1 protein-coding gene is annotated in these 4,338 nt (G+C 60.4%); it reads right to left on the reverse strand.

The window, feature by feature from the left end; translation table 11 throughout:
* Positions 1-3,109 (reverse strand): FG-GAP-like repeat-containing protein (locus FZ029_RS32645; RefSeq protein ID WP_188052153.1); only part of this gene is annotated, 3,109 nt, incomplete at its 3' end.
* Between the last annotated feature and the right edge of the window lie 1,229 nt (positions 3,110-4,338).

A 4,338-nucleotide genomic window follows, 5' to 3' on the forward strand; every position in this document is an offset into this window, starting at 1 on the left:
AGCTGGCGAGGCCGGTGCGCACCGTGTCGGTGCCCTGGCCGGCCAGTTCGGTGACGATGTCGCCCGCGTTGTCGACGATGTAGGTGTCGTTGCCGGTGCCGCCGACCAGCGTGTCGGCCCCGGCTCCGCCGTCCAGCGTGTCGTTGCCGGCATCGCCGGTCAGGCTGTCGTTGCCCGTACCGCCGGTGATGAAGTTGTTGCCGGTGTTGCCGGTTCCGGTGAAAGCCGCAGTGCCGGTGTAGACGAGGTTCTCGACATTGGCCGCCAGGGTGTAGCTGGCGAGACCGGTTCGCACCTCGTCGGTGCCCTCCCCGGCGGTCTCGACGATGACGTCGCCAGCGTCGTTCACGAGGTAGGTATCATTGCCAGCCCCGCCGCGCAGGGTGTCGATCCCGGCACCTCCATCCAGCGTGTCGTTGCCGGCGCGACCGTACAGCAGATCGCTACCGCTTCCGCCAATCAGCCAATTGGCAGTCGCATCGCCTTCCAAAGTATCGTTGCCGCTGCCGCCTTCCAGATTCTCGATAGCGATCAGGATGTCGCCCTTGGCATCGCCGGAATATCCACGTCCGGCAGCCAGATCGACATGAATGGCAGCGCTCGCCCCGGCATAGCTCACCGTGTCGGTTCCGCTTCCGCCGTCCAGCAGATCAGCCCCACGGCCGCCATTCAAAGTGTCGTTGCCATCCCCGCCCATCAGTGTGTCGGCATCGAAGGCAGTCAGCGAAACCGTAACCTGGGCCCCGCCGAACCCGACGATGTCGGCAGCGCCGTCGCCGTTGATGTCACCAAGCAAGCGGGGCGCCTGATCCTGCGAAGACCACCCGCTTCCCGTGAACTGGCTTCCGATGCTGTATTGCGGGCCGAAACGGCCATCCGCCTGCCCCTCCATCACGAAGACGCCGCTCGATCCGAAGCCGACGATGTCGGCGTACCCGTCACCGTTAATATCCGCAAGCTGGCGGGGCGTCGCATCCTGGCTGGTCCAGCCGGCAGCCGTACCGAAGCCGGCAGCCACCTGCCCCAGGTCGAGGAAAGTGCCATCACTCTGCCCAAGGGCGACCTGGATGCCATTGGCAGCGAAGCCCACAACGTCGCTACGCCCGTCGCCGTTCACGTCACCAATGAGGCGCGGCGTGGTGTTCTGGCTGGCCCACCCATTGCCAGCAAACGCGACCGAAGCCTGGAACATCGCGCCGAAGGTGCCATCGGCCCCGGCAAGTGCGACATAAGTCCCCGAGTTGGAAAATCCAACGATGTCGGCCCGTCCGTCGCCATTCACATCCGCCAAAGCACGCGGAGTGGCGTCTTGGCCCGACCAGCCTTGCCCAGTGGTGAATTGGTTACTGGCGACATAGGCGGTGCCGAATGTACCGTTCGCGCGGCCAGGCAGAACATAGACGCTGGCGCCGCCGAATGCGACGACATCGGCCCGCCCGTCGCCATTCACGTCCGCCATCAGACGGGGATAGGCCGATTGCGAGGTCCAGCCCGAAGAGGTGCCATAACCGGAGACGACCTGACCGATCGTCGCGAATGTACCATCCTGCTGGCCGATGGCTACGGTGATTCCGACACTGCTGAACGCGATGAGATCGTCCTGTCCGTCGCCGTTCACATCGGCAAGCAGGCGGGGATAGCTGTTCTGGGAAGTCCATCCGCTTGCCGAAGTGAAGCCGGAAATCGCCGGCCTGGCGGTGGACATCGCCGTATCAGTATCGAGTAGCAAGTCGTCGCTGGCTCCTCCGAGCAGTTGGTCCTGTCCGGCGCCACCAAGAAGCGTATCATTTCCAGCGCCGCCATCCAGGATGTCACCGTTCGCGCCGCCATTCAGGGAGTCGTTACCGCCCAGGCCAGTGATCTGGTCATGCCCCGTCCCACCGGTCAGCGTATCGGCCCCCTCCGTTCCGGAGAGGAGCGTGTAGGTGGGAGCGGTGAAGTCACCGGTAAAGACGCGGGTGGCGATGCCGTTGCCATAGGCGTCTGGCGTCGACCAGCTTGCAACGAAGCCGCCATCCTGGCGGGCAGACAGAACCGGCTGACCTTGCGATCCCATGCGTGTGTAGCTGAGAGCGAATTCTCCACCGATGCGGCTGCCGTCCGCGGCAAAGCGTTGGGCCATCGCGCCATAGCTGTTGCCGTCTGCCGTCGATGATGTCCATGCGACAACGAAGCCGCCATCTGCCAAAGCGACCACGGACTGGGCGTTCTGATCGCCTTCGGTCCAGCTGTTGATCTGGAACTCAGCTCCCGCAGGGGTCCCATCGGCAGTGAAGCGGCGGCCGAACATGCCCCAACCATCGCCATCCAGACCATTGCTGGCCGACCAGGTCACAACCCAGCCGCCGTCGGCCAGGACGGCGACTCGCGGTGTGACCTGGCTTGCTGGAACCGTGGCCGTATGCACCTGAAATTCGCTTCCGGCCGCAGCGCCGGAGGCGTCGAAACGCTTGGCATAGATGCCGCCACCGCTGCCGTCTTGACTATCGGAATACCAAGTGACGATAAAGCCCCCTCCGGGTAGCGCCTTGATATCCGGTTCGTATTTGCTGAAGCCGTTGGCGGTCGTTACCTGGGTGCGGGAACCGATCGGCGTTCCCGCAACACTCAAATGCTGTGCATATATGTCGTACTGTGAGCCGGCAGTGTCGGTGTACGTCACCATCAGCGATCCATCCGTGAGCAACGCGGCGGACGGCTGCGAACTCCCCGAGGCGTCTACGACAAACTGCGCACCGACCTTGGAGCCATTGGCATCGAATCTCTGGCCCTGGATCGAATAATTGCTGGCGATGTTGCCGTAGAGGAATTCCGACCAGAAGACAGCGAATCCGCCATCGGCAAGTGCCACGACATGTGATTGGATTTGATTGTTCGGTGTCGATGCATTGACTTGGAATTCACCACCCACCGGATTGCCCACCGCATTGAAACGCTGGGCGAAAATGCCAAGGCCGGCATTATCCTGATGGCGCCCTGACCCATCAAATGCGCCAGATGTCCATGTGACCACATACCCCCCGGAGGAAAGCACCGTGATCGAACTGTCAACCTGATCGTCCAGCGTGTAGGTGCTGGCCCAGCGTTCCGGTAGCGCGGTTAGTGTCATTCTGAAACCCCCAATCAAATACCCCTGCTAAAATCAACGCATTCGACAACAAAAATCAATATTATGTGCAACCTTGAATCATAGTTTTGGGATTTTCCGGATAAGAAATATCGGTAAGATACATAATATACACGCATAATGTGCGCTAATGTGCTTGTTCCTTAGAACAAACATAAAAGATGGATCAAAGCATTTAAGGGAACTTACTGGATTATCGGTATCCGTAGGTCCGCCAGACCGCCGTTTGGCGGTCAGCCGCTCAAGTGTCCGGAAACCCGCACCGACGACGGCTTTCCGGACAAATTGATTGTCGGACGGATTTCCGGACAAGCCTGAATGCCTTCAGGAAGGAAAGCGGCGGCCTGCAACGTGACGGTCGCGGCCCCTTTCGCGACAGCGATCGGACCGGCCGCTCCCTTTCGTGCAGCTATTCTGGGCGGATTAGATCCTGGCTCAACGACGCCGGAGCTTGATTTCATTCTCTAAGATTTTGAAGAAAATGTCCAAACTCCCCCTTGCACGAAGCTTCAACGCCACCATATCTCACTCCACGAAATAGCCGCAGCGTGTTTGAGGAATCACCAACCGGGCATCTGGTAAAAAATCCTCGACAGTTGGCCCATTGTGTGAAGGCGGCTACCGGAAGGGACCCTCACACAAGGAATAGGGAGGTGCAAGTGATTGCACATTTCTATTTCGAAGCCAAACGGTCGAATGGGATGAGTTTTAGTCTTACCATTCGGGTGGAAACCATCCGTTTGGCTTCGATTATCGCTCTGATCTCTCGGCTGTTCTAAAAAGAAAGGGCACCTCCCTGTGAGGTGCCCTTTCTTTTTATCTGGGAAGGCCACTGATCCTCCCTCCCAGGACAAGCACCAGGGCGGCTTCAGCCGCGCCTTTCTGCAACAGCGGTCGGCGCCCCAGCCGCTCCTTTACGCGACAGATTTCGAACCCGGGAAGGCCGACGATGCGTCGTTGTGATCTGCCCGTTGCCCGCTTCCGAGTTCGTCCAGGACGTGCTGGTATTCGCCCGGTGGAAGGGCACGTGCATCCTCGGCCATGTGCCGTAAGGCAGCGAGGCCGGCCTCGGTAAACCGAGCCCGCAGCCAATGGCTGCCGTCATCCCGCAACTCCAGCAACCCACGGTCCAGCTGAGCTGGTCCCCATTTCCCGGACAGTCGGATAAGCTTGGTTCGCCCATCAGGAAGGACGGACCCGATGACGGGGAA

The sequence above is a fragment of the Azospirillum sp. Sh1 genome (genome assembly GCF_008365135.1).
GTDB lineage: Bacteria > Pseudomonadota > Alphaproteobacteria > Azospirillales > Azospirillaceae > Azospirillum > Azospirillum oryzae.